The organism is Rhodococcus sp. Eu-32 (assembly GCF_003336925.1).
Taxonomy (GTDB): domain Bacteria; phylum Actinomycetota; class Actinomycetes; order Mycobacteriales; family Mycobacteriaceae; genus Rhodococcoides; species Rhodococcoides kyotonensis_B.
Genome location: NZ_QGNK01000003.1, coordinates 54745 through 74721, shown reverse-complemented (window position 1 = coordinate 74721; position 19977 = coordinate 54745). Strand labels below are relative to the sequence as shown.

The following is a 19977-nucleotide window of genomic DNA, read 5'->3' as shown; positions in this document are numbered from 1 at the left end:
CGAGGCGACTCCCACCCGTCGACGGATTCGCGGGAATTTCGCAGCGCACCGTCATGTCCGCGCACGTTGCAGCAGATGCGTAGGTTGCAACGTGCGCGCTGGCTGGAACCTGCGCGGACGAGCGAGACGTCCCACTACACCGCGCCCCCGCTACACCTCGACCGTGATCTTCCCGTCGACGACGGCGGCCGGATAGGTCCGGACGGAGTCGATACCGCTCGGGCAGGTTCCGTCGTCGAGGGAGAAGGCGTACTGATGCAGCGGGCACACGACGACCGTCCCGTCGATCTGCCCGTCGGCAAGCGGACCGCCCCGGTGCGGGCAGACCGCGTCCATCGCACGCACCGTCCCGTCACCGAGTAGGAACACCGCGATCTGCCTCCCGTCGACGACATACGCACGCCCTTCGCCGGGGGTCAAATCCTCGAGCGAGCCGACCGGGACAGTCATCGAACCGGCACCTGGGGCAGCGGCAGCAACGGCAGGGACGGCGTGAACTGCGCGTTCGACTTCGGCGCACTCCGCTCCTGCCACGGGTCGCGATAGCCGTCCACCGACACCTGCAAGCGCTCTTCCAGTCCCGCGACGATGCCGTCGACATCGTCGATCAGCCTGCGCTGCAGCACGTCGAGCCCGACCCTCGGGACCCAGGCATACGTGCGCTCCAGCCATTGCGCGGACTCGCGATAGTGCTGAACGAACACCCCCGCCACACGGACGACCTCGTCGGATCCGACGACGGTCGCGAGCAGATCACCCTTGCGGATGTGTGCGCCCGCGGCACCACCGACGTAGATCTCCCACTTGTCGTCGCCTACCGACACGACACCGAGGTCCTTGCACAGCGCCTCGGAGCAGTTGCGCGGGCAGCCGGCGACCGCCAGCTTCAGCTTCGCGGGCGTTTCGAGACCTTGGAAGCGATCTTCGAGAGCGATACCCAGAGCAGTCGAGTCGCCCAGTCCGAACCGGCAGAAATCGCTACCGACACAGGTTTTCACCGTCCGCATGCTCTTGCCGTAGGCGAACCCGGACGGCATGTCGAGGTCACCCCATACCTTCGGTAGGTCCTCCTTCTTGATGCCGAGCAGATCGATTCGCTGACCGCCGGTCACCTTCACGAGTGGAACCTGGTACTTGTCGGCGACGTCCGCGATCCTGCGCAGCTGATCCGGCGTGGTGACGCCGCCCTTCATCTGGGGCACGACGGAGAACGTGCCGTCACGCTGAATGTTCGCGTGCACGCGATCGTTGATGAACAGAGCGCCTGGTTCGTCGACCCAGTCCGGACCCCAGACGACCCGAAGCAACGACGCGAGGGGCATCTTCGACGACGCGTCCTCGCGTCCGCCTGTCGCGAGCTCGGCGAACACCTGCGACACCGAACGAAGATCGCGTTCCCGGATGGCGTCGATCAGCGCTGGCTTCGCCAGCGGAATGCACGGCACGTACCAGTCCGCGGACGGATCGGATTCGACCGCACCGCCGGCTGCGCACGCCACGATGTCGGCGACGAGGCCCTTGCACGATCCGCAGCCCTTACCGGCTCTCGTCGCGGCCGTGACGTCGCCCATCGTCTTCGCGCCCGCGTGGACACACGCGACGATCGCGCCCTTCGTGACACCGTTGCAGTTGCAGACCTGCACGTCGTCGGCGAGTTCGGCGGCGCCCGTGGCGGCGGTCGGGGTGCCCATGTCGAACAGCATGCCGATCCGCTCGTCCGGCAGCGGTACTTTCTCGTCGAACGCCTGCGTCAGGAAGTTGGCTTTGCTGATGTCACCGAGAAGTGTTGCGCCGATGAGCTTTCCGTCGCGCACGACGACGGACTTGTACGTGCCGCTCCGCGGCTCGTAGAACTGGACGAATTCGTCGTCCTCGCGTTCGGGGCCCTTCACACCCATGGCCGCGACGTCGACGCCTGCCACTTTCAGCTTGGTCGTCGAACGCGAACCGTGGTACGCAGCAGCCGAATTCGACCCGGTGAGATGTTCTGCCAGCACGACGGCCTGTTCCCACAGGGGCGCGACGAGCCCGTACACCTCGCCGCGGTGTTGGCAGCATTCGCCGACGGCGTAGATCGAACCCTCGTCCTCGCAACGCAATTGGTCGTCGACGACGATTCCCCGTTCGACGACGAGCCCGCCACCTCGACCGAACTCGACGTTGGGCCGAATGCCTGCGGTCACGACGATCATGTCGGCGGGCAGCGACGTTCCGTCGGCGAACGCGACCCCCGAGACCCGACCCGCATCGGTACGTAGCACCGCTGTGGTCCGCTTCGAGGTGTGCACGCCCACGCCCAGCGATTCGATCTTGTTGCGCAGCAAGCGTCCTCCGCGCTCGTCGAGCTGCTGGTTCATCAGATGGCCGGGGGAGTGAACGACGTCCACTTCCAAGCCCTGGGTGCGCAAGCCGTACGCTGCTTCGAGCCCGAGCAATCCACCACCGATGACGACGGCTCGCAGATCGTCACCGGACGCCGCCATCTGCAGCATTCCGTTGGTGTCCTCGATCGTTCGGAATCCGAACACACCTCGTGCGAGACGACCGTCGGCCTCGCGCAGGCCGTCCATGTTCGGGAAGAACGTGTTGCTGCCCGTGGCGATCACGAGAACGTCGTACGGCACGTCGCGTCCGCTCTCGCAGCGCACCGACTTCGCGAACCGGTCGAGCGAGACCGCGCGATCTCCCGCGTACAGCGTCACGCCGTTCTCGCGGTACCAGCTCATCGGGTTGAGCAGCAGGTCCGCGTCGTCGACGGCTGTTTCACCGGCGAGTACGTGCGACAACATGATTCGGTTGTAGTTGCCGTACGGTTCGTCGCCGATCATCGTCACGTCGAACCGGTCGGCGCCACGCTTCAGGATCTCTTCGACGGTGCGTGCGCCCGCCATGCCGTTTCCGACAACCAGCAGTCGTGTCTTCTGCGTCGGATCAACACCGGGCATCAGATCAAGACCAGACCGAAATCGACGACGACGTCACCCGTCGTTCCAGCCGGTGCGGCAACGACCAGTTCCAACACCGAGTCCGGATCCACGTCCTCGACGACGCGGAGCGGAATGTTGACTCCACTCTTGGCGCCCATCGGGAACATCCGCATCGGCTGCCCGTCACGGAGCAAGGTCACGACGACGAGTTCGTCGCTCGAATTGCCGCCGCGGAAGTACAACGGCTGCGCGATCGATCCGGACGGAACAACAAACGAGGTCGAGCTGTCCACCGACTCGGGTTTGTCGAGTCCGTGCCCGACGAACGGAAATACGCCCTGGAGAAAACGCGGTGTGCTGGCCATGATCCCAGCGTGCGGCGGTCGGGTGACGTCGCCGCTGCGTCCCGGTTACGGCCGGATCAGGAAGAACTCACAGCCGGCGTCGACCCCCTGTCAGGGGGCGCGGCCCGCGGCATCGCGATCGGCGCCACCACCGCGAGAAGAAGTGCGGGGACCAGGAATCCGGCTGCAGGGCGTACGAGGTAGAGCGGCGTCAGTGCGAGTGGCGCGAGGGCGGCGCCCGAGAAGCGAAAGGCCTGAACCACCGATACCGCGCCGCCCCGATTCGCCCCACCGCCGAGTACTGCGGCGTTCACGCCGACGAGCACGAATTGCGATGCCACGCCCGCCAGAGCCCACGCCACTCCGACGGCCCACAGCGCCGGAGCGGTTCCGGCTACGGCGACGAGAGCAGCACCCGCGACAGCGCCGACGACGACGGTTCGGCCCGAGCCGAGACGGTCGATCAACCGACCGACTGCCCGCGCCGTCAGGATGCCGGTCAGCCCGAAGACGGTGAGCAGCACACCGCGCTGGGGCGCATTCAAGCCGAACACGTCCTCGGCGCGATACGCGAGCATGAAGTTCAGCCCACCCAGCGCGCCCCACCCGAGCAGCGCGACCAACCCGATACGCACCACATGCGGGCGCAGTGCGTCGCGGAGCCGTTCGCGCGGCGCTGCCGACGTCGCGTCATCCGTGCGCGGCAGGCCGACGAGACCGAGAACCGCCGACACCACCGCCAGCACGACGAACGCGTAGCGCCAGTCGAACTGCGCAGCCACCCCACCGACGAGCGGCGCACTCGTCTGCCCTGCCGCCTGCAGCGCGCCGAACGTCCCGAGAACTCGGCCGAGACGTTCACGAGGGGTCGCCGCCGCGAGGGTTGCGAGCAGCAGAGGCGTCGTGAACGCGTTTCCGCATCCCTGCACCACGCGCGCCGCGAGCAGAATCTGGAGCGTCGGCGCCAGCGCGCACACGATGGACGCGAGTGTGTACACGCCGTACGCGATCCGGACCGTGCGCAGGCGTCCCCACCTGGCGCCGAGCGTGCCCGACACGAGCATCGTCAACGCGAACGGCAGCAGATACGCCGTCAACGACGACGACGCGGACCCGGTGGAGATACCGAGCGAGTCACCCATCTCGGGAAGCATCGACGCGACCAGTGCGCCGCCGAACGGGCCGAGAAAGCCTCCCGAATACAGCGCGGCGACGCGAAGACGTTCGGATCGAGTTCTGACCTCGCGTCGAGTACCCGTCACAGACCGAAGCTGCCGGGACCCCGCCGACGGAGATAGCGTTCGAACTCGGCGGCAATGGCGTCACCGTCGATCTTGGAGATGGCGTCGGTGATGTCGACCTCGGCGTCGCCGCGCTCCTCGAGGCTGCGGACGTACTCGCTGATCTCCTCGTCCTCCTTCGTCATCTCGGTGACGGCTTCCTCCCAATCCTCCGCCTGGGTGGGGAGCTCGCCGAGCGGCACCTCGATGTCGAGTACCTCCTCGACACGCTGGAGCAACGCAACCGTTGCCTTCGGGTTGGGCGGCTGCGAGACGTAGTGGGGAACCGCGGCCCAGAACGACACGGCGGGTACGCCTGCCTTGACGCACTCGTCCTGCAGAACCCCGGTGATGCCGGTCGGACCTTCGTAGCGGGTCTGTTCGAGATTGAACCGTTCGGCCGCCTCCACGCTGTGCGCGCTTCCGGTGACGGGGACAGGGCGGGTGTGCGGCGTGTCGGCCAGGAGCGCGCCGAGGATGACGACGGTGTCGACGCCGAGCTGTTCGATGAACTCCAACAGGTCGTCGCAGAAGCTACGCCACCGCATGTTCGGCTCGATACCGCGCAGCAGAACGATGTCGCGGGCGCTTCCGGGAGGAGAACACACCGACAGACGCGTCGATGGCCACTGGATCTCGCGGGTGACGCCGTCGACCTGCCTGATGGTCGGTCGGTTGACCTGATAGTCGTAGTAATCCTCGGAGTCGAGCTCCGCGAGCGGACTCGCGTCCCAGATCAGTTCCAGGTGTTCGACGGCACCGCTCGCGGCGTCGCCCGCGTCGTTCCAGCCTTCGAACGCAGCCACCAGAATCGGGTCGCGCAGCGTCGGCAGCGGCATCTCGTCGTCGTCGACGAGCTCGGAAACCGGCGAAAACGGTGTTGCGTTCGACACAGCGGTGGAGACCGCATCCAGTAGCGTTTCGGCTGCGCTGTCCGATTTGTCGCGCTCTGCGTCGATGTTGTCGTCGTTGTCGGCGGGAAAGTTGCCGTCGCGGTTTCGGGGACTCACCACGACAGACTACGACCAGGCAGCGCTGTCGTGGCCGCGGCGCCTTGCCCTCTACTCTGTAGGGATGCCTGCGCTACATAGAACCGGCCTGCTGGATGCGATTCGTTCTCGCGTTGTGATCGGCGACGGCGCTATGGGAACGATGTTGCAGGACGCGAATCTGACGCTCGACGATTTCCTGGGTCTCGAAGGCTGCAACGAGATCCTGAACGAGACCCGCCCGGACGTGTTGCGCGAAATCCACCGGGCGTACTTCGCGGCAGGTGCCGACGCGGTGGAGACCAACACGTTCGGCTGCAATCTGCCGAACCTCGCCGACTACGACATCGCCGACCGCATCCGCGACCTCGCCGAGAAGGGCACCCGTCTCGCCCGTGAGACCGCCGACGAGATGGGCAAGGGACGCGACGGCATGGACCGGTTCGTCCTCGGATCCATGGGTCCGGGCACGAAGCTGCCCACCCTGGGTCACGCGCCGTTCGCCTCGCTCCGCGACGCGTACACCGAGGCAGCGCTCGGCATGATCGACGGAGGCGCCGACGCGATCCTGGTGGAGACCTGCCAGGATCTGCTCCAGGTCAAGGCGGCCATCATCGGCAGCCAGAACGCGATGGACAAGCTCGGCGTCCGTATCCCGATCATCACCCACGTCACGGTCGAGACCACCGGAGCGATGCTGGTCGGCAGCGAGATCGGCGCAGCGTTGACCGCGTTGGAGCCGCTCGGCATCGACATGATCGGTCTCAACTGTGCGACGGGTCCCGCCGAGATGAGCGAGCACCTGCGTCACCTGTCGAAGCACTCGACGCTTCCCGTGTCGGTCATGCCGAACGCCGGCCTGCCGACGCTGGGCGCGAACGGCGCCGAGTACCCGCTGACGGCACCTGAGCTGGCGACGGCTCTCGGTTCGTTCGTCAGCGAGTACGGCCTGTCGCTCGTCGGCGGCTGCTGCGGTACGACGCCCGAGCACATTCGTCAGGTCGCAGACCTCGTGCACGGTGTGACCAAGGCCGACCGCGTGCCCGCCCCGGAGCCCGGTGTGTCGTCGCTGTACACGGCCGTTCCGTTCGAACAGGACGCCAGCATCCTGATGATCGGCGAGCGCACCAACTCCAACGGATCCAAGGCCTTCCGTGAGGCGATGATCGCCGAGGACTACGAGAAGTGCCTCGACATCGCCAAGGATCAGACCCGCGACGGCGCCCACATGCTCGACCTCAACGTCGACTACGTCGGCCGCGACGGCGCCGCCGACATGGCCGCGCTCGCGTCACGTCTCGCGACGGCGTCCACGCTGCCGATCATGCTCGACTCGACCGAGCCCGCGGTACTGCAGGCAGGCTTGGAGCATCTGGGTGGGCGCAGCGCGGTCAACTCGGTGAACTACGAGGACGGTGACGGTCCCGACTCGCGCTTCCACAAGATCATGACGCTGGTGAAAGAACACGGTGCCGCGGTCGTCGCGCTGACCATCGACGAGGAGGGTCAGGCTCGTACCGCCGAGTGGAAGGTGCGCGTCGCCGACCGACTGATCGAGGACATCACGACCAACTGGGGTCTGAGCCACGAGGACATCATCGTCGACACGCTGACGTTCCCCATCTCGACCGGCCAGGAAGAAGTCCGACGCGACGGCATCGAGACCATCGAAGCCATTCGGCAGCTCAAGGCGAAGTATCCGAACGTGCACACGACGCTGGGTCTGTCGAACATCTCGTTCGGCCTGAATCCTGCTGCGCGGCAGGTGCTCAACTCGGTCTTCCTGCACGAGTGCACCGAAGCGGGCCTCGACACGGCCATCGTGCACGCGTCGAAGATTCTGCCCATGAACAAGATTCCGGACGAGCAACGCGAGACGGCTCTCGATCTCGTGTACGACCGGCGCACCGACGACTACGACCCGCTGCAGAAGCTCATGCAGCTGTTCGAGGGGGTGTCGGCCGCGTCCGCCCGCGAGTCTCGCGCCGAGGAACTGGCACGCCTGCCGTTGTTCGAGCGACTCGAACGTCGCATCGTGGACGGCGAACGCGCCGGACTCGACGCGGATCTCGATGCTGCGATGACCGAGAAGCCGCCGCTCGAGATCATCAACGAGACGTTGCTGTCCGGCATGAAGACCGTCGGCGAACTGTTCGGCTCCGGTCAGATGCAGCTGCCGTTCGTGCTCGCCTCGGCCGAGGTCATGAAAGCTGCCGTGGCGTACCTCGAACCGCACATGGAGGCGACGGACGACGACGGCAAGGGTCGCATCGTGCTCGGCACCGTCAAGGGCGACGTGCACGACATCGGGAAGAACCTCGTCGACATCATCTTGAGCAACAACGGTTACGAGGTCGTCAATCTCGGTATCAAGCAACCGATTTCGACCATCCTCGAAGCTGCGCTCGACAAGCGTGCCGACGTCATCGGCATGTCCGGTCTGCTCGTGAAGTCGACGGTCGTCATGAAGGACAACCTGATCGAACTCAACAACAAGGGAGTCGCCGAGCAGTTCCCGGTGCTGCTGGGCGGCGCGGCATTGACGCGGTCCTACGTGGAGAACGATCTTCAGGACGTGTACGAGGGCGAGGTCCACTACGCACGCGATGCGTTCGAGGGTCTGCGCCTGATGGACACCATCATGACCACGAAGCGCGGTGGGGGCCCTGCGCCCGACAGTCCGGAAGCGTTGGAGGCCAAGGCGAAAGCCGAGGAGCGCAAGGCGCGCCACGAGCGGTCGCGTCGAATCGCCGAGCAGCGTAAGGCGGCCGAGACTCCCGTCGTCGTGCCGGATCGTTCCGACGTCGCGGCCGACATCGAGGTGCCGGTGCCGCCGTTCTGGGGCACGCGCATCGTCAAGGGTGTCTCGCTGACCGAGTACGCCGGTCTGCTCGACGAGCGGGCACTGTTCCTCGGCCAGTGGGGTCTGCGGGGCGCACGCAAGGGTGAGGGCCCGACGTACGAGGATCTCGTCGAGTCGGAAGGTAAACCGCGCCTGCGCTACTGGCTCGACCGCCTCAGCACCGACGGCATCTTGGCGCACGCGGCGCTCGTGTACGGGTACTTCCCAGCGGTCTCCGAGGGCGACGACGTCGTCGTGCTCACCGAACCCGAGCCCGATGCACCGGAGCGATTCCGCTTCTCGTTCCCCCGCCAGCAGCGTGACCGGTTCCTCTGTGTCGCCGATTTCGTCCGGTCACGCGAATCGGCGCGCGAGCGAGGTCAGGTCGACGTGCTTCCGATGAACCTCGTGACGATGGGCCAGCCGATCGCGGACTTCGCGAATCAGCTGTTCGCATCGGATTCGTACCGGGACTACCTCGAAGTGCACGGCATCGGAGTGCAACTCACGGAAGCGCTCGCCGAATACTGGCACCGCCGCGTCCGCGAGGAGCTGAAGTTGGCAGGCGGGACCAGTGTCGCGGCCGACGACCCGACGAACCCGGAAGGGTTCTTCAAGCTCGAATACCGTGGTGCGCGTTACTCGTTCGGCTACGGCGCGTGCCCCGACCTGGAGGACCGCATCAAGCTGGCGGCCCTGCTCGAACCGGAGCGAATCGGCGTCAAGCTGTCCGAAGAGCTGCAGCTGCATCCCGAACAATCGACCGACGCATTCGTGCTTCACCACCCGGAGGCCAAGTACTTCAATGTCTGAGAACACTCTGCTCGCTGTTCTGTGGGACATGGACGGCACACTGCTCGACTCGGAGAAGATCTGGGACGTCGCGGTGGCCGAGCTGTCGCTCGAGCTGGGCCGTGAGCTGACGGCCGAGGTCCGTGAGAGCACCCTCGGCAACTCGATGCGCGGCGCGCTGACGAAGGTGTTCGCGCATACCGGCACCGAGGTCACCGACGAATCGTTGAAACGCGGACGCGACTGGCTGACCGACCGCGTCGGAACTCTGTTCGCAGAGGGCATCCCGTGGCGACCGGGTGCCAAGGATGCGCTGCAGCTGGCCCGCGACATGGACCTGAAGACCGCGCTCGTCACCAACACCGAACGCGGCCTCGTCGAGAACGCGTTGGAGACGATCGGTCGCGAGTACTTCGACTTCACCGTGAGCGGAGACGAAGTCGAGGAAGGTAAGCCGCACCCTGCGCCGTACCTTCGTGGGGCCTCGCTGCTGGGTCTCGAACCGTCGTCGTGTCTGGCAGTGGAGGATTCGCCGACGGGATCGCTCTCGGCGCACCGGGCAGGCTGTTCGGTGCTGCTCGTGCCGTCCGAGGTGTCGGTGGACGCGCGGCCGGGTTACGTCGTCCGCGAGTCGTTGGTGGGACTCACCGATGCAGGATTTCGGTCGGCCTGGCGCGACGCACGACCGGCGTGAACAGTGATGAGAGGCGTCGGCCGCGTCACGAATCCAGCGTCATGAAAGAATCATCCACCGTGAAGACCTTCGACTCACTGTTCGCCGAGCTCACCGACCGTGCCGCCACCCGTCCCGAGGGTTCCGGCACCGTGGCCGCGTTGGATGCAGGTGTGCACGCTCAAGGGAAGAAGATCATCGAGGAAGCGGGCGAGGTCTGGATCGCCGCCGAACACGAGGGCGACGACGCGCTGGCCGAGGAGATCTCCCAGCTGCTGTACTGGGTTCAGGTGTTGATGGTGGGTCGCGGGCTGAAGCTGGAGGATGTCTACCGACATCTGTGAGCAGGTTTTCCTCCATCGGACTTCTCTCACATAAGGACATCGTCATGTTGCGCGTAGCAGTTCCCAACAAGGGTGCTCTCTCCGAATCCGCCGCAGAGATTCTCAAGGAAGCCGGCTACCGGCGTCGAAGCGACTCCAAGGACCTCACCGTCCTCGACCCCGCCAACGGCGTCGAATTCTTCTTTCTCCGCCCCAAGGACATCGCGATCTACGTCGGTTCCGGTCAGCTCGACCTGGGCATCACCGGCCGCGATCTCGCGCTCGACTCCGGAGCTGAAGTCGAAGAACTTCTGTCTCTCGGATTCGGGCGTTCGACCTTCCGTTACGCCGGACCACAGGGCAAGGACTGGTCCACCGACGACCTCGCCGGCCTCCGTATCGCGACGTCGTACCCCAATCTGGTGAAGGCCGACCTCGCAGCGCGTGGAATGGAGGCGACGGTCATCCGGCTCGACGGTGCCGTCGAGATATCCATCCAGCTGGGTGTCGCCGACGCAATTGCCGACGTCGTCGAATCCGGTCGCTCGCTGCGGCAGAACAATCTCGTCGCATTCGGTGAGTCGTTGTGCGATTCGGAGGGTGTGCTGATCGAACGAGCAGGCGGCGACGGGAGGGACGGTAGCGACAGCAGCGACCGAACTCGGAAGCAGCTGATCGCCCGCATTCAAGGTGTCGTGTTCGCGCAGCAGTACCTGATGTTGGATTACGACTGCCCGAAGGCCATTCTCGACGAGGCTGTGAAGATCACGCCGGGAATCGAATCGCCGACGTTGTCGCCGATGGCCGACGAGAACTGGATCGCGGTGCGCGCCATGGTCTCTCGGAAGGCCCACAATTCCGTCATGGACGATCTCGCCGAGCTCGGCGCGAAAGCGATTCTGGCGTCGGACATCAGGTCCTGTCGGGCGTTCTGATCACCGGAATGTCGACACCTCACCGAGGTCGTACGAGCACCGTCTGAGCGATCCGTCCGACGGGTCCGTGTTCGTCGTGGAGTACTCCTGCGGACATCGCGAATCCGTCGGGGCCGGTGGATGTTTCGGCGGACACCCCCACCCAGTCGCCGACCGGTTCGCGAAACACGTGCACGGTGAGATCGGTGTTGAGGAACGTCCATCGGTCGATGTCGATCTTGGCGCCGATTCCGTTGGCGATGTCCGCGATCGAGAACAAGCGCTCCATCGGAGTCATCGATTCGCCCTCCACGAGAGCGGGTTTCGGACGCGCCCACACCTGACCGGGCCCGTCGACGCCGAACTCGGTGAGCGCGCGCATCTCGACGTTGTCGAGGTATCCGGATTTCCAGGTGCCGCCCCAGGTGTGAACAACGGCGTCGGACAACGGTTTCAGCGGCGTGTCTGCGGCGGACGAGACGGCGGATGTGTCCGCGGTGGCCATGCGCCACGCCGTTCCTCTGGCGACGGCTCGGTCGACACCGGAACTCGTACGCGCCCACAGCTCGGCGACGACGAGTTCGATGGACGACCCGGGGCGTTCCATCCACGCGCGAACTTCGATGTCTGCGATGGGAACCGGGCCGAGCAACTCGACGACGACCCTCGTGAGCTGCATGTCGGGACGCGGGGCCACGCGCCCCAGCGCTCGGACCAGAAGAGCAGACGGGGGCGCGCCGTGCTGCATCGTGGGTGCCCACAGGCTGACGGTTCGTTCGGTGGTGCGGAACACCTCGTGGCCGCGCTCGTTCGGGCCGAGCGGAACGTAGAACGCGTCGGCGGTCGCTGGACTCGGTGTCATCGGTCGCCTCCGGTAGGCCAACCGGGGTACGCAGGCGGAGTTCCGCCGAACTCCGGGCACAGCGGCTGGTGATCGCACCACTTGCACAGCGTTCCGCGACGGGGTTGGAAGTCGCCGGTCTCGCCCGCCGTCACGATCGCCTTCCAGATCGCGGACAGCATGCGCTCGAAGCGCAGCAACTCGCCCTCGTCGGGGGTGTACGTCAACGACTTCTTGTCCGCGAGATACATCAGCTTGAGCTGCGCGGGAACGATGCCGCGCATCCGCATGATCACGAGCGCGTAGAACTTCATCTGGAACAGCGCCTTGGCCTCGGTGAAACCGCTGGGCGCACGGCCCGTCTTGTAGTCGACGACGCGAACCATGCCGTTGGGCGCGACGTCGATCCGGTCGATGAAACCGCGCAGGGGAGTGCCGTCGGCGAGCTCGATCTCGACGCGCTGTTCGCACGACTCGGGTTCGAACCGAGTGGGATCTTCCATCTCGTAGTAGCCGCTGACGAGTGCTCGTGCTTGGTCGAGCAACGTGGCACGTTCGGCAGGAGTGAGCAGATCCGCAATGTCCGGAGACTCGGCGACGACGCGTTCCCACGCTGGGTCGACGAGCTCGACTGCCGTCGCCGAATCTCGTGTCGCACTGGGCATTCCGTACAGCGCTTCCAGTGCTGCGTGAACGACGGTTCCCTTGACCTGTGCGGTGGTCGACTTCTCCGGGATGCGATCGACCGCACGGAAGCGGTACAGCAGCGGGCACTGTTTGAAGTCGTTGGCGCGGGAGGGGGACAGTGCGGGCCTGCTACGTCGAGAAGGGTCCGACGCGTCCGGGGCAGTCGATCCGACGGAGAGCTCCATCGGCAGCGAATCGGTAATACTCACACCACGCAGACTAAGCCCGTCGTCCGACACGATCGTGGAGGCACGTAATCTGGTCGGTCGAGTCGTCGTCCACTTCCGAGGCGACACGACCTCCGCGAGCACCGACGAAAGAGAGAACTGCTGTGTCTTCGGACGAGAGCATGTCTTCGGACGAGACCCAGTCCCACCTCGAGACCCAGTCCCACCTCGAGACCCAGTCCCACCTCGAGACCCAGTCACACGACGAGAGTCTCGCGCACCACACCGGTCCGGCCCGCAGCGGCCCGTTCCGTGTCGGTGACCGCGTTCAGCTCACGGACGGCAAGGGACGTCACTACACCGTCGTTCTCGACGCGGGCAAGGAATTCCACACCCACCGCGGCGGCATCACACACGACGCGCTGATCGGCGCCGACGAGGGCAGCGTCGTCACGTCGGTGAACGGCACACCGTACCTCGCTCTTCGTCCGCTGCTGACCGACTACGTTCTCTCGATGCCGCGCGGCGCGCAGGTGATCTACCCGAAGGACGCGGCGCAGATCGTGCACGAAGGGGATGTGTTCCCCGGGGCTCGCGTGCTGGAAGCCGGTGCAGGGTCGGGAGCGCTCACGTGCTCCCTGCTTCGCGCCGTCGGACCGAGCGGCACCGTCATCTCCTACGAGATCCGTCAGGACCACGCCGACTACGCGGTCAAGAACGTCGAGACGTTCTTCGGCGAGCGGCCCGACAACTGGGAACTCACCGTCGCGGACATCAGCCGGTTCGCCGACGACCGGCCGGGGGAGACCGTCGACCGTGTCGTTCTCGACATGCTGGCTCCGTGGGACGCGCTGCCCACCGTCGCCGACGTGTTGGTCCCGGGCGGCGTGCTCATCGTCTACGTCGCGACCGTCACGCAGCTGTCCCGCGTCGTGGAAGCCCTGCGCGAGCAGGAATGCTGGACCGAGCCGCGCTCGTGGGAATCGATCGTGCGCGGATGGCACGTCGTAGGCCTCGCCGTGCGCCCCGAACATCGGATGCAGGGGCACACGGCCTTCCTCGTCAGCGCGCGAAAGCTCGCGGCGGGGACGGTGACGCCCAAGCCGCAGCGTCGCTCCGGCAAGGGCTGAGAGAAGCAAGGGTCGATCACGCGCACCGGCAGATGGACTCCGGGTTCTAGACGCAGGGCGCCTGTCCCATGGCGAGGATCTGGCATGCGCTCGCGTCGGACACCTTCCACTTGCCGTCGATCAGTACCCACGTGTTCGGCGTCGGAGCGGTCGTGCCTCGTGCGGTCGCGATCGTGACCGGCGCGGTCGCCGTCTCGCCCTCGACCGTCGGCTCGTCGACCTGGAAGGTGATGTCCCCGTAGTTCGCGAGGGCGGCCGTCATCTGCTCGAGGTTCGCCAGCCGAGCCTGACCGTTTTCCACGGTCGCGGCCTTGGTCGTCGCGTCGACCTGCGGGTCGACGAGCAGGTTCAGCGACGCGGTCAATTCGTCGACGGTCGGAGCTGCGACGTTCTCGGCCGAGGACTGATCGGTTTCGGAGGTGACCGCGGCAGTCGTCGTGTGATCCGCATGATCGGTGTCGTCGCCGGAGCTGCACCCGGCGATCAGGAGTGCCCCCGAGACGGACACGACCGCTGCTGTGACCTTGAACATTTTCACTGGTGAAGTCTCTCCCTCGAGATGCAGAAATCGCAGGTGGTCAGGCGAGGCTAACATGACGCGACTCAGGGTTCGGATGGCTCGAACCGGGGCATACGAGACCACTGGATCGTGTCCACACGCACTTTTGCCGCCGTGCCGGTAGCGTTGACTGATCGGACTGGGAGGAGTCGCTCATGAGCTCGACAGACAATCCGGATTCGGCCGCGGCCAGAGCGGAACTCGACAACGTGCGCGCCGAAGCTGCGTCGCTGCGTCGACAGCTGGGCCAACTCGGCGAATCGCCTGAACACGTACGCGAACTCGAGGCGCGCGTCGACTCGCTTTCTCTGCGCAATTCGAAGTTGATGGACACCCTCAAGGAGGCACGCCAGCAACTCATCGCGCTGCGCGAAGAGGTCGACCGCCTGGGACAACCGCCGAGCGGCTACGGGATTCTGTTGACCGTCCACGAGGACGACACCGTCGACGTGTTCACGTCGGGGCGCAAGATGCGGTTGACGTGTTCGCCGAACATCGAGACCGACACGCTCGCATCGGGGCAGACCGTACGGCTGAACGAAGCGCTGACCATCGTCGAGGCAGGTTCGTTCGAGCAGGTCGGTGAAATCAGTACGCTTCGCGAGCTCTTGGGTGACGGCTCGCGGGCGTTGGTGGTCGGCCACGCGGACGAAGAGCGTGTGGTGTGGTTGGCCAAGCCGTTGTTCGACATGGTCAACGACGAGGGCCCCGACGATCCCGGCGAGCCGTCGCGCAAGCTTCGGCCCGGCGATTCACTGCTCGTGGACACGAAGGCCGGCTACGCATTCGAACGCGTTCCCAAGGCGGAGGTCGAGGACCTCGTGCTCGAGGAGGTGCCCGATGTCGGCTACGAGGACATCGGTGGCCTCGGAAGGCAGATCGAGCAGATTCGTGACGCGGTGGAATTGCCGTTCCTGCACAAGGATCTGTTCCACGAGTACTCGCTCCGGCCTCCGAAGGGTGTGCTGCTGTACGGCCCGCCGGGATGCGGTAAGACGCTGATCGCCAAGGCCGTCGCCAACTCGCTTGCGAAGAAGATCGCCGAGGCGCGCGGCCAGGATGCCAAGGAAGCCAAGTCGTACTTCCTGAACATCAAGGGCCCCGAGCTGCTCAACAAGTTCGTCGGTGAAACCGAGCGTCACATCAGGATGATCTTCCAGCGTGCGCGCGAGAAGGCGTCCGAGGGAACGCCCGTCATCGTGTTCTTCGACGAGATGGATTCCATCTTCCGCACGCGCGGATCGGGTGTGTCCTCCGACGTCGAAACCACGGTCGTACCACAGCTTCTCGCCGAGATCGACGGTGTGGAAGGTCTCGAGAACGTCATCGTCATCGGCGCGTCCAACCGCGAGGACATGATCGATCCGGCCATTCTTCGCCCCGGCCGTCTCGACGTGAAGATCAAGATCGAGCGTCCCGACGCGGAGTCGGCACAGGACATCTTCTCGAAGTACCTGACCGACTCGCTGCCGGTCAACGCCGACGACCTCGCCGAGTTCGGCGGAGATCGGCCGTCGTGCGTACGCGCGATGATCGAGCGGGTCGTCGACCGTATGTACGCCGAGAGCGACGACAACCGGTTCCTCGAAGTCACGTACGCCAACGGGGATAAGGAAGTTCTGTACTTCAAGGACTTCAATTCGGGCGCGATGATCCAGAACATCGTCGACAGGTCGAAGAAGTACGCGATCAAGTCGGTTCTCGAATCGGGCAATCCGGGTCTGCGGGTCCAGCACCTGTTCGACTCGATCGTCGACGAGTTCGCCGAGAACGAGGACCTGCCGAACACCACCAACCCGGACGACTGGGCGCGCATCTCCGGCAAGAAGGGCGAACGCATCGTCTACATCCGCACGTTGGTCACCGGCAAGAACGCGAGTGCGTCGCGCGCGATCGACACCGAGTCCAACACGGGGCAGTACCTGTAAGGGCCGTGTGAGGCAACCGAGGTCTTCGTCGGGGCCGTTCGTACCATGTGCGAACGGCCCCGACGCTTTCGGCTGTTCGACGGTCCTGGGTTCGATGCCAGTCGCGTTCATCACCTAGGCTCGTAGATTATGCAGCGCATCATCGGTATCGAGGTCGAGTACGGAATTTCGTCACCGAGCGAACCGACGGCGAATCCGATCCTGACATCCACCCAGGCCGTGCTGGCGTACGCCGCGGCGGCCGGAGTGCCGCGTGCGAAGCGAACCAGGTGGGATTACGAGGTCGAGTCACCCTTACGCGACGCACGCGGATTCGATCTGGGTCGCTTCAGCGGGCCGGCGCCGGTCATCGACGCCGACGAGGTGGGCGCCGCCAACATGATCCTGACCAACGGCGCACGGTTGTACGTCGACCACGCCCACCCCGAGTATTCGGCACCGGAGGTGAGCGACCCGCTCGACGCTGTCATCTGGGACAAGGCGGGCGAACGCGTCATGGAGGCGGCCGCTCGCCACGCGTCGAGTGTTCCCGGAGCGCCGCGTCTGCAGCTGTACAAGAACAACGTCGACGGCAAGGGCGCGTCGTACGGCACGCACGAGAACTACCTGATGTCGCGGGAGACGCCGTTCTCCGCGGTGATCGCCGGGCTGTCACCGTTCTTTGCATCCCGCCAGGTCATCACGGGGTCCGGACGGGTCGGTCTCGGGCAGTCCGGCGACGAGGCCGGTTTCCAGCTGTCGCAGCGCGCCGACTACATCGAGGTCGAGGTGGGGCTCGAGACCACGCTGAAGCGCGGCATCATCAACACGCGCGACGAGCCGCACGCCGACGCGGACAAGTACCGCCGGCTGCACTGCATCATCGGCGACGCGAACCTCGCCGAGATGGCGACGTACCTGAAGGTGGGCACGACGGCTCTCGTCCTCGACATCATCGAGGCGGGCGTCGACCTGTCGGACCTGCAGCTGGCTCGTCCGGTCACGGCCGTCCATCAGATCAGCCACGACCCGACGCTGCGGCAGGCGGTTGCACTCGCCGACGGGCGGGAACTGACGGGTCTGGCCTTGCAGCGCATCTACCACCAGCGCGTCGCGAAGTTCGTGGCCAGTGAGGGCAACGACGACCCCCGTGTCGCCGACATCCTGGACAAGTGGGCCATGGTGCTCGATCTGCTCGAACGCGATCCCATGGAGTGTGCGAACCTGCTGGACTGGCCTGCGAAGCTGCGGTTGCTCGAGGGATTCCGCCAGCGCGAAGGGCTCGGCTGGTCGGCGCCCCGGCTACACCTCGTCGACCTGCAGTACTCCGACGTCCGCCTGGACAAGGGCCTGTACAACCGCCTCGTGGCGCGCGGCTCGATGGAGCGGCTCGTCACCGAACAGCAGGTTCTCGACGCCGTGTCGACGCCGCCCGCGGACACGCGCGCCTATTTCCGCGGAGAGGTTCTGCGCAAGTTCGGGGCCGACATCGCTGCTGCCAGTTGGGATTCGGTGATCTTCGACCTGGGCGGCGACTCGCTCGTCCGAATCCCGACGCTCGAGCCGCTGCGCGGCAGCAAGGCGCACGTCGGCGAACTTCTGGAGACCGCGGAAACGGCCGCCGAACTCGTCGAGCAACTGACCACCTGATCTGCGGCTGCGCCGCCGTCCCCGGTATTCGAAGTCGTCGGACGTTGTGTCTTGCCACCCCTGGCGCGTATCGAATCGGTAGGGTGAAGGTCCGAGCACATCGATGCGAATACGTAAGGAGGTCGGCGACTATGGCTACGGAGCAGACACGGCGCTCTGGCGGTGGCGACGGCGACGACGAGGTCCCAGGCGAGGCCGGTGGTGGTCAGGAACGTCGCGAGAAGCTGGCGGAGGAGACCGACGACCTTCTCGACGAGATCGACGACGTGCTCGAGGAGAACGCTGAAGATTTCGTTCGCGCCTACGTTCAGAAGGGCGGCCAGTGACGGAGGATCGCACAGCCGGACACGCCCCGCGTGATCTGTTGCCGTCGTTCGGCTCTCATCACTCGTCGTTCACCGATTACCTGCGCGACCATGCACCACATCTGCTCCCCGAGGGCCGTATGACGGCGGCCGGCCACGGTATGTCGGACGTTGCGCCGCACGGCACGACCATCGTCGCCGTGACCTTCGCCGGTGGCGTCCTCATCGCGGGAGATCGGCGCGCGACGCAGGGAAACCTGATCGCGAATCGGGACATGCAGAAGGTGTTCGTCACCGACGAGTACTCGGCGGCGGGCATCGCAGGCACAGCAGGTATCGCGATCGAACTGGTACGCCTGTTCGCGGTCGAACTGGAGCATTACGAGAAGATCGAGGGCGTTCCGCTCACGTTCAACGGCAAGGCCAACAAGCTGTCCTCGATGGTGCGCAGCAACCTGGGTGCCGCGATGCAAGGTCTGGCTGCCGTCCCGCTTCTCGTCGGTTTCGACATCGACGTCAACGAGCCGGAGAAAGCGGGCCGCATCGTCTCGTACGACATCGTGGGTGGACGGTACGAGGAGCAGTCGGGGTATCACGCAGTCGGGTCGGGCTCCCTGTTCGCCAAGGCGGCGCTCAAGAAGCTGTACACGCCCGGTGCCACCGAAGATGCAGCCCTCGCTGCCGTCGTCGAGGCATTGTTCGACGCCGCGGACGACGATTCGGCAACCGGTGGTCCCGACGTCACGCGGGGGATCTACCCCACGGCCGTGGCGGTCACCAGCGTCGGTGCCGCTCCGGTAGCGGAATCTCGCATCGCGGACGCGGCGCAGGCTGTCATCGCGCAGCGCGCGGCCGAAGCCCGAAATGCATCGCAAGGGGGGACCGCGTCATGACCATGCCGTACTACGCGTCGGCCGAGCAGATCATGCGCGATCGCTCGGAGCTCGCGCGCAAGGGCATCGCACGGGGCCGAAGCGTCATCGTTCTCACGTTCGCCGACGGCGTTCTGTTCGTTGCGGAGAACCGTTCGACGGCGCTGCACAAGGTCAGTGAGCTGTACGACCGTCTCGGTTTCGCGGCGGTCGGCAAGTACAACGAGTTCGAGAGCCTGCGCAAGGCAGGCATTCTGCACGCGGACACCAAGGGCTACACGTACGACCGGCGTGACGTCACCGGCCGCTCGCTCGCCAAGACGTATGCGCAGGCACTCGGCACGATCTTCACGGAGCAGTTGAAGCCGTACGAGGTCGAGATCTGCGTCGCCGAGGTCTCTCACTCCGACGAGGCCCCGTCGACGCAGCTGTATCGCATCACCTACGACGGGTCGATCGTCGACGAGCAGGATTTCGTCGTCATGGGCGGCACGACCGAGCCGATCGTGACGGCACTGCGCGAGTCCTACCGTCCCGGACTCGATCTCGCCTCTGCGGTGAAGATCGCCGTCGCGGCATTGTCCGACGGTGCAGGCACAGGTTCCGGAGCGACGGCAGGCGGTTCCGCCGACGGTGAGAAGAAGGTTCTCGAGGTCAGCTCGCTCGAGGTCGCCGTGCTCGATCAGGCACGCCCACGGCGTGCGTTCCGCAGGATCGCAGGCCCGGCGCTGGAAGATCTGCTTCCCGCATAACCCATCGGCAGTTCGGGCCGGCG

At 65.6% G+C, this 19977-nt stretch carries 18 protein-coding genes; 10 read left to right on the top strand and 8 right to left on the bottom strand.

What is annotated here, in order from left to right:
* Positions 1 to 150 precede the first annotated feature (150 nt).
* The 5 genes from DK926_RS05450 to DK926_RS05430 are packed head-to-tail and all read right to left on the bottom strand — an operon-like array spanning position 151 to position 5390.
* Positions 151 to 450: a Rieske 2Fe-2S domain-containing protein gene (locus tag DK926_RS05450; protein WP_114329476.1), complete on the bottom strand. Its 300-nt coding sequence runs from the start codon at positions 448 to 450 to the stop codon at positions 151 to 153.
* Positions 447 to 2945, bottom strand: a complete 2499-nt coding sequence (nirB, locus tag DK926_RS05445; protein WP_114329473.1) for a nitrite reductase large subunit NirB — start codon at positions 2943 to 2945, stop codon at positions 447 to 449. The genes DK926_RS05450 and nirB overlap by 4 nt, the downstream gene beginning before the upstream one ends.
* Positions 2945 to 3292: a molybdopterin oxidoreductase gene (locus DK926_RS05440; RefSeq protein ID WP_114329471.1), complete on the bottom strand. Its 348-nt coding sequence runs from the start codon at positions 3290 to 3292 to the stop codon at positions 2945 to 2947. The genes nirB and DK926_RS05440 overlap by 1 nt, the downstream gene beginning before the upstream one ends.
* 56 nt (positions 3293 to 3348) lie before the next feature.
* Positions 3349 to 4533, bottom strand: coding sequence for an MFS transporter (locus DK926_RS05435; RefSeq protein ID WP_114329469.1), 1185 nt, complete (start codon positions 4531 to 4533; stop codon positions 3349 to 3351).
* Entirely contained in the window at positions 4530 to 5390 is an 861-nt protein-coding gene (locus DK926_RS05430) for a PAC2 family protein (RefSeq protein ID WP_114329706.1), read from the bottom strand. The genes DK926_RS05435 and DK926_RS05430 overlap by 4 nt, the downstream gene beginning before the upstream one ends.
* A 235-nt stretch (positions 5391 to 5625) precedes the next feature.
* Here DK926_RS05430 and metH point away from each other — a divergent pair, with 235 nt between their 5' ends.
* Genes metH through hisG form a run of 4 tightly spaced genes read left to right on the top strand, consistent with a single transcriptional unit; the run spans position 5626 to position 11105 of the window.
* The gene (gene metH / locus DK926_RS05425; protein WP_114329467.1) at positions 5626 to 9195 is read left to right on the top strand and encodes a methionine synthase; all 3570 of its coding nucleotides are present in this window, start codon (positions 5626 to 5628) and stop codon (positions 9193 to 9195) included.
* Positions 9188 to 9868 (top strand): HAD family hydrolase, encoded by a 681-nt coding sequence (locus DK926_RS05420; RefSeq protein WP_114329465.1) that lies wholly within the window; start codon positions 9188 to 9190, stop codon positions 9866 to 9868. Before metH ends, DK926_RS05420 begins: the two co-directional genes overlap by 8 nt.
* Before the next feature lie 41 nt (positions 9869 to 9909).
* Positions 9910 to 10191 carry a phosphoribosyl-ATP diphosphatase gene (locus tag DK926_RS05415; RefSeq protein WP_174551393.1) on the top strand — a complete coding sequence of 94 codons (282 nt, stop codon included), beginning with the start codon at positions 9910 to 9912 and terminating at the stop codon, positions 10189 to 10191.
* Between the two features lie 44 nt (positions 10192 to 10235).
* Positions 10236 to 11105 carry an ATP phosphoribosyltransferase gene (gene hisG, locus DK926_RS05410; protein ID WP_114329463.1) on the top strand — a complete coding sequence of 290 codons (870 nt, stop codon included), beginning with the start codon at positions 10236 to 10238 and terminating at the stop codon, positions 11103 to 11105.
* A 19-nt stretch (positions 11106 to 11124) separates the two neighbouring features.
* Here hisG and DK926_RS05405 read toward each other — a convergent pair whose 3' ends face one another.
* On the bottom strand, positions 11125 to 11946 hold the full coding sequence (locus DK926_RS05405; protein WP_114329461.1) for a thioesterase family protein: 822 nt from the start codon (positions 11944 to 11946) through the stop codon (positions 11125 to 11127).
* The gene (locus DK926_RS05400) at positions 11943 to 12821 is read right to left on the bottom strand and encodes a RecB family exonuclease (protein WP_207890750.1); all 879 of its coding nucleotides are present in this window, start codon (positions 12819 to 12821) and stop codon (positions 11943 to 11945) included. Before DK926_RS05400 ends, DK926_RS05405 begins: the two co-directional genes overlap by 4 nt.
* A gap of 140 nt (positions 12822 to 12961) precedes the next feature.
* Here DK926_RS05400 and DK926_RS05395 point away from each other — a divergent pair, with 140 nt between their 5' ends.
* Positions 12962 to 13909, top strand: coding sequence for a tRNA (adenine-N1)-methyltransferase (locus tag DK926_RS05395; protein WP_114329457.1), 948 nt, complete (start codon positions 12962 to 12964; stop codon positions 13907 to 13909).
* A 46-nt stretch (positions 13910 to 13955) separates the two neighbouring features.
* Here DK926_RS05395 and DK926_RS05390 read toward each other — a convergent pair whose 3' ends face one another.
* On the bottom strand, positions 13956 to 14441 hold the full coding sequence (locus DK926_RS05390; protein WP_114329455.1) for a hypothetical protein: 486 nt from the start codon (positions 14439 to 14441) through the stop codon (positions 13956 to 13958).
* Between the two features lie 182 nt (positions 14442 to 14623).
* Between DK926_RS05390 and arc the strand changes: the two genes are divergently transcribed.
* From arc to prcA, 5 genes are all read left to right on the top strand, one after another.
* Positions 14624 to 16396, top strand: a complete 1773-nt coding sequence (gene arc / locus DK926_RS05385; protein ID WP_114329453.1) for a proteasome ATPase — start codon at positions 14624 to 14626, stop codon at positions 16394 to 16396.
* 129 nt (positions 16397 to 16525) lie between these two features.
* Positions 16526 to 18025: a depupylase/deamidase Dop gene (dop, locus tag DK926_RS05380; RefSeq protein ID WP_068424139.1), complete on the top strand. Its 1500-nt coding sequence runs from the start codon at positions 16526 to 16528 to the stop codon at positions 18023 to 18025.
* A 131-nt stretch (positions 18026 to 18156) separates the two neighbouring features.
* Positions 18157 to 18351 (top strand): ubiquitin-like protein Pup, encoded by a 195-nt coding sequence (locus DK926_RS05375; RefSeq protein WP_068424137.1) that lies wholly within the window; start codon positions 18157 to 18159, stop codon positions 18349 to 18351.
* Positions 18348 to 19223 carry a proteasome subunit beta gene (prcB, locus tag DK926_RS05370; RefSeq protein ID WP_114329451.1) on the top strand — a complete coding sequence of 292 codons (876 nt, stop codon included), beginning with the start codon at positions 18348 to 18350 and terminating at the stop codon, positions 19221 to 19223. Before DK926_RS05375 ends, prcB begins: the two co-directional genes overlap by 4 nt.
* Entirely contained in the window at positions 19220 to 19954 is a 735-nt protein-coding gene (prcA, locus tag DK926_RS05365; RefSeq protein ID WP_114329449.1) for a proteasome subunit alpha, read from the top strand. The genes prcB and prcA overlap by 4 nt, the downstream gene beginning before the upstream one ends.
* Positions 19955 to 19977 lie beyond the last annotated feature (23 nt).